This is a genomic window from uncultured Nostoc sp. (genome assembly GCF_964245445.1).
GTDB lineage: Bacteria > Cyanobacteriota > Cyanobacteriia > Cyanobacteriales > Nostocaceae > Nostoc.
The window spans coordinates 1-5,854 of record NZ_CAXTNE010000381.1 but is presented as its reverse complement, the minus strand read 5'-3'; the positions used below and the strand labels follow the sequence as shown (position 1 = coordinate 5,854).

Annotated in this window: 7 protein-coding genes; 1 reads left to right on the top strand and 6 read right to left on the bottom strand. The window is 41.2% G+C overall.

Annotation, left to right across the window (positions count from 1 at the left end):
• Positions 1-165 precede the first annotated feature (165 nt).
• The 3 genes from ureG to ureE form a co-directional block, all read right to left on the bottom strand.
• Entirely contained in the window at positions 166-762 is a 597-nt protein-coding gene (gene ureG, locus ACFE90_RS35360) for an urease accessory protein UreG (protein WP_292710107.1), read from the bottom strand.
• Between the two features lie 101 nt (positions 763-863).
• Positions 864-1,556: an urease accessory protein UreF gene (locus ACFE90_RS35355; RefSeq protein WP_375506930.1), complete on the bottom strand. Its 693-nt coding sequence runs from the start codon at positions 1,554-1,556 to the stop codon at positions 864-866.
• The gene (gene ureE / locus ACFE90_RS35350) at positions 1,531-1,974 is read right to left on the bottom strand and encodes an urease accessory protein UreE (RefSeq protein ID WP_375506929.1); all 444 of its coding nucleotides are present in this window, start codon (positions 1,972-1,974) and stop codon (positions 1,531-1,533) included. Before ureE ends, ACFE90_RS35355 begins: the two co-directional genes overlap by 26 nt.
• Before the next feature lie 120 nt (positions 1,975-2,094).
• Here ureE and ACFE90_RS35345 point away from each other — a divergent pair, with 120 nt between their 5' ends.
• Positions 2,095-2,664 (top strand): Uma2 family endonuclease, encoded by a 570-nt coding sequence (locus tag ACFE90_RS35345; protein WP_375506928.1) that lies wholly within the window; start codon positions 2,095-2,097, stop codon positions 2,662-2,664.
• Positions 2,665-2,882: 218 nt separating this feature from the next.
• Here ACFE90_RS35345 and ACFE90_RS35340 read toward each other — a convergent pair whose 3' ends face one another.
• The 3 genes from ACFE90_RS35340 to ACFE90_RS35330 form a co-directional block, all read right to left on the bottom strand.
• Positions 2,883-3,167: a hypothetical protein gene (locus tag ACFE90_RS35340; protein WP_375506927.1), complete on the bottom strand. Its 285-nt coding sequence runs from the start codon at positions 3,165-3,167 to the stop codon at positions 2,883-2,885.
• A gap of 237 nt (positions 3,168-3,404) precedes the next feature.
• A complete protein-coding gene (locus ACFE90_RS35335; RefSeq protein WP_375506931.1) occupies positions 3,405-5,144 on the bottom strand; it encodes an ATP-binding protein in 1,740 nt (579 codons plus the stop codon).
• An 87-nt stretch (positions 5,145-5,231) separates the two neighbouring features.
• Positions 5,232-5,854, bottom strand: a 623-nt coding sequence (locus ACFE90_RS35330; RefSeq protein ID WP_375506926.1) for a sensor histidine kinase, incomplete at its 5' end; no start/stop codon positions are given.

The following is a 5,854-nucleotide window of genomic DNA, read 5'->3' as shown; positions in this document are numbered from 1 at the left end:
AATTGACTTTGACAAAGAGTTAAGCCTTAACTTCCGAGTTCAAAGGCTCAACTTCCGAGTTAAAAGGCTCAACTTCCGAGTTCAAAGGCTCAACTTTCGAGTTCAAAGGCTCATAAACCGCGTCTATACAGGCAAAACCCACCTTTGTGGGTTATAAAATTCTTTTCAACAGATATTTATGCAAACAAAATTAATTACATCTGCAAGCCCAGACTGAGTTTTTAAATTAGTAAAAATAAAAGGTTTATCGCCGCGCATTTTTTTAGCATCTCGTTCCATCACACTTAAATCTGCACCGACATAGGGCGCTAGATCAGTTTTGTTAATCACCAACAAATCAGATTTAGTAATACCGGGGCCACCCTTGCGGGGAATTTTATCACCAGCCGCAACATCGATAACGTAAATCGTTAAATCCACCAATTCTGGACTAAAGGTAGCAGCTAAATTATCACCGCCACTTTCCAAAAATACCAAATCCAAATCGATAAAACGTTCTTCTAATTGTTCAATTGCCGCCAAATTCATCGAAGCATCTTCGCGGATAGCAGTATGGGGACAACCACCAGTCTCTACACCCAAAATGCGATCGCTTGCCAATGCCTGAGAACGCACTAAAAACTGAGCATCCTCCTGAGTATAAATATCATTCGTCACTACCGCAATCTGATATTGCTCACGCAATCCCTTGCACAAAGCATCCACTAAAGCCGTCTTCCCCGAACCCACTGGCCCAGCAACCCCTACTCGAAATGCATTCATTGTTATTTGTCCTTTGTCATTTGTCAGTTGTCCTTTGTCTGTTGGTACATGGTTATTAGTTCTTAGTTTTTGACCAATGACCAATGACTAATGACCAATGACTAACTCCTAAATAACCTTGTATACTGCGTTTCATGCTGCATACTTGCCAGCGACAAACCCCAACTACAACAGGCGAGTTCATCATCCTCCAATGCGAGAATTTCTAACGCCGCAACGTTAAATAATGGTTGTAAATCTAGTAATAACTGCTGTCCTGCTGTTTGTCCAAGGGGGATAAGTTTTACACCCGCAGTAATCAAATTACTTGCCCAACTATGCAGATATCCAAGTAATGCGGCTTGGATACTGATTTGCCAATGGGCAATTGCAATACCAAAAGCGATCGCATAATTGCAAGGATTACCTACAGCATTGGCAATAGGTATAATCTGCGGTTCTAGTTTACCAAGTAATTGGATGAGCGATCGCCCCATCTGCCAACTAGAGGCACGTAACTCTTCTGTTTCCCTAGCAGCCGATAACCACAGATTCCAACGGCATAACGATTCAATATCACCCATTTTTGTAGCTTGCTGCGATCGTACCATCACCGCCGCCTCTAACCGAATTGCCCCGTATAGCAACTCTGCTTTTAACCAATCTCTGAGATGTGTGTGGTTAGCGATCGTACCATTTTCTACCAGCATTTCCAAACCTTCAGAATAACTATATGCTCCCACAGGCAAAGCGGGACTAGCCAACTGTAAAATACTCAAAAGATGACTATCAGTGAGCATGATAGTGTTGTCCATAAGCTCCCAATTCTGGCTGAAACGGTAAAATTCCCTCTTTAACTTCTAATCCCAGTTGTTCCAACATCGTGCGTAAAACCGAATCTGAAGACAAGCGTAAATAAGTTGGGGTAATTTCTACAGGGACATGGCGATTTCCCAAATGGTATGCTGCCCGTAATAATAAAAGTGGTGTTTGGGCAAAGGCAGTTAGCACTAGTTCTGGTTTAGCAGTAATTCTGATTAAACTGCTATAAGTTTCTTCTTGCAGAATATCGCCATCATGTAAGACAGTTCCTCTGGGTAAATGTAAAAACACAATACCATCTTCCGTTTCAAAGCGATGACGACTGCGGGTGCGTTCTTCTGCTGTTAACGCCAGAGTAAAAGTAACTGCGGCATCGTAATTAGGTGGTTTAAGTTGGGTAAATGTCAGCATACAGAGTTTTGCCTGAACTTCCGCTTTTAATTATGGTTGTAATTTAAACCTCATAGTTGCCTTGCCCGAAGAAAAGATAAAATTAAACAAATAAAGGCAACGAGCCAAACGGGGACAATTATGAACCAAGCCGTTGAGGGAGTACGCTGGACAATTCACGATTTAGAGGTTCTACCCGAAAATGAGTGGACGCGCTATGAAATTATTAATGGAGAACTCTTTGTGACTCGCACTCCTCATCGCCGTCATCAACAAGTTTGTGGCAAAATATTTCGACAACTCGATGTTTGGTCAGATTCGAGTGGTTTAGGAGAAACAATTGTGGCTCCAGGGGTGCTTTTTTCGCAAGCAGATAGCGTTATACCAGATGTAGTTTGGGTAAGTCGAGAACGACTGGCGCAAATTGAAGATGAAGCGGGACATTTGACAGGCGCACCAGAGTTAGTAATAGAGGTTTTATCCCCTGGTAAACAAAACGAATTTCGAGATAAAGAAGCAAAACTGAAACTATATTCAGTTCAAGGCGTGCGTGAGTATTGGATTGTTGATCGCTTTATTAAAAAAGTCGAAGTTTATCGGCGAGAAAAAGCACAGTTGGTTTTAGTTGCTACTTTGTTAGGTAATGATGAGATAACATCGCCACTTTTACCCGGATTTTGTTGTTCTATTAATTACTTTTTTCCTGAATAATAACAAACTCGATAAGGTTTATGAAAACCTAATCGCTAGATATAGATGCAAATATTGATTCCAAACATAATATTAATCATAATTTTGACAAAAAGTGCCTACTTTTTTTAGCAGCCCTTTAAATAACATTATTTGGGCATTAATTTGAACAGATTTATGCAAACAAAAAAGGAGAGTATTGCTACTCTCCTAACGTAATATGAGGGAAAATTTTCAGCTTAGTGATTAAAATGGGCGTGTCGTTCACGCAATTCACGAGCGCGTCGTTCACGCAATTCATGAGCGCGTCGTTCACGGGCTTGACGTTCACGCAATTCACGAGCGCGTTGTTCTCGGACTTGACGTTCGTGTTGGACTTTATTGTTATTAAAAGCTACAGTATTACTACGATTAAAATGCTCATGCTCAGATTTAAATTCAGCAGCATTAGCATTTTGAGAAAGAGCAGCAATTGAAGCAGCTGCTAATAAGCCTCCAAGAAGAATAGATTTAAAGCGGTTCATATATCCTTTAATCTCCGTTGCATTGCTTGATTTGTATATTCTCAATCTAATCGGAATAATCAGGCACACGCCTGTATCTAACGTCACGTTTAAATAGTTACTTTAGTCACTAATACTAAGATTTATATTTGATTTTTTAAATCGGATAATGGTAGAAACCTTCCCTGACATAGGTTATACCCCAGTATACCTAGCAAAACTCAAGTCGGATTCCTATTAAACTTGACAAATTATTAGTCAGCTAATAGGTAATGTAAACCAAAATGTTGCCCCTGCATCCAATTTACTTTTTACACCAATTTCGCCGCCATGAGCATTGACAATTTGCTTAGATAAATACAAGCCCAATCCCAAACTTACAGAATTGCGGATACTTGCACCCCGAAAGTAAAGCTCAAAAAGCCGATCGCTTTGTTGTTGACTAATTCCCACGCCGTTATCACTAACAGTACAATAAATCATTTCGCCTTCACGGGTAGCGTTAATTGTCAATAGCAATCCAGGGGCATTATGTTTCAGAGCATTAACAATTAAGTTAGAAAAAACTCGCCATAGTTGCGTGGGATCTGCATTCACTAATGGCAAATCTGCGGATACCAGATTTGTCAGCTTGGCCTGATTTTGCTCTAGCAATGGCTCTAAATCTACGATCGCAGCTTCGATAACTGTCAGTAATTGTACGGCTTGGCGCTGCAAAATAACACCTTCCACCTCGCCGACATGAGCTTCCATCAACGAATTAATTAAATTAAGTTGGCGATCGCTACTTTGAATCATCCGCTCTAAAATTGAGCGTGAAATCGAAATATTCTCCTCTGGACGTGCAAGCAAATTTTTCAGCACCATTAAAGTACCCAACACTGGGTTACGTAAGTCGTGGGAAACTGCATGGAAAAATACTCGTAGTTCTTCTTCAGTTTGTTTGCGTTGGGTAATATCTTCAATCAAACCTTCGTAGTAAAGCAATTTAAGATGTTCGTCACGCACTGCGTAGGCTTTTTCCGAAATCCAGACAATACTTCCGTCTCGGCGATAAATTTGGGACTCAAACTCGGAAACGCTGCCATACTTTTCCATCAGGCGGACAAATTCTGCGCGGCGGTTTGGATCAACGTACAATTGTTCAATAACAGTAGAATTTGCTGTCACTTCCTCCGCTAAAGAGTAGCCATAAATGCGTGCTAAAGCCGGATTTGCTGTAATGTAACGTCCATCGGGACTGCTTTGAAAAATCCCTTCAACGGCGTTTTCAAAAATGCTGCGATATTTAGCTTCTGCAACCTTGAGTTTTTGGTAGGCAGATTCCAGTTCTTTATGGGCGTAAAACTCAGAACGTTGCAGGCGATCGTACAGATAAACACCGATGTCACATATAGCACAAAACCAAAAAATGTATAAAATGAACGTTACATTATATATTTCTGGATGGTCGAGGATTGGTGTTTTTAGCCCAAGTGCGGTATTCACACCAAAATAGTAAATTAGTACGCTCACTTGAGTCAGCAAGTGAAGAATCCAGCAGACAGGCATCAACACAGCTTGGCTCAAGAACAACAGCGACCAGCCGATGGTATCAGGTAGCGCGAAACCTCGGATGGTTGCAAACAACTGTGATGCTAGACTAATTGACCAAGAAGACCCCAAAAATAATAAATCTGGACGATGACGACCTAACTTAGTTTTATGTAAAGCAAGGCAGATTAGTATATTCAGCAACATTGCAATATTTATTACAAGGCGCTCAGTTTTAAGTACTCCTGGCAGCTGCTGCAACTCTGCAAAAGGAAAAAACAAGCCGTAAATGTCTCGCAAAGTAAAAGACAACAGACACATCAGCGCCAGCCATAACCATAAACGCAATCTCTGCCACAAAAAACGGTTACGCCAATCTCTGTAAAGAGTAGTGGTTTCATCTCTTGTTGGTGCAGAAAAGCTTTGTCTGCACCACCTTTGCACTGTTGTAAACAAAGTATCCATTAGCATCCGAGCAACTTTGCCCATACCTTGAGGGTGTTTCCCTAACTCAACATTGCCATAAATAACACCCTCTCATTTTTTGGTAATTTATGGGCGATTTGTTGCAGATGTTGCTAAAGGTAGTGTAAACCAGAAAGTTAACCCGCGCTTGCGGTTACTAATAACACCGATTTCGCCGCCATGTGCTTTAATAACTTTCCGACAAAGATACGTTTTTAAGCCAATGCTTGTGGAACAACAATCTTGGGGATCGCGGACATGCAGATCGAAAAGGCGATCGCACTCTAGTTTACTCATTACCACACCGTCATCTTGAATCTGAGTGCGAATCATTTTGCCCTCAACGCTGGCACTCAAAATAAAATTTAATCCTGGTGGATTATTTTGCAAGCTATGTGTTACCAAATGTGCCAAAACTTTCTCTAACCGAGTTGCATCTGCCATCACTAACGGTAAATCTGTGGGAACCAAGTTCTTCAGAGTCGCTTGATTTTGTGCCAGTGTGGGTTCCAACTGGGTGAAAATTGCTCCCAGTAGGGTGTTAAAATCCACAGGTTCGGGTTTGATGTCAATACCCTTTTTTTCATAAGAATTAATTTCTAGCAATGAGTTAATCATCGTCAGTTGGCGATCGTTGCCTTGAATCATTCGCTCGATTATCGAGCGAGATACTGGAATTGGGGATTGGGAGGAGGCAGAGGGGCAGGGTG

Bases quoted from the DNA above. Each gene is read 5' to 3' on its own strand.
- ureG (WP_292710107.1), bottom strand. From the start codon at position 762: ATGAATGCATTTCGAGTAGGGGTTGCTGGGCCAGTGGGTTCGGGGAAG.
- ACFE90_RS35355 (WP_375506930.1), bottom strand. From the start codon at position 1,556: ATGGACAACACTATCATGCTCACTGATAGTCATCTTTTGAGTATTTTA.
- ureE (WP_375506929.1), bottom strand. From the start codon at position 1,974: ATGCTGACATTTACCCAACTTAAACCACCTAATTACGATGCCGCAGTT.
- ACFE90_RS35345 (WP_375506928.1), top strand. From the start codon at position 2,095: ATGAACCAAGCCGTTGAGGGAGTACGCTGGACAATTCACGATTTAGAG.
- ACFE90_RS35340 (WP_375506927.1), bottom strand. From the start codon at position 3,167: ATGAACCGCTTTAAATCTATTCTTCTTGGAGGCTTATTAGCAGCTGCT.
- ACFE90_RS35335 (WP_375506931.1), bottom strand. From the start codon at position 5,144: ATGGATACTTTGTTTACAACAGTGCAAAGGTGGTGCAGACAAAGCTTT.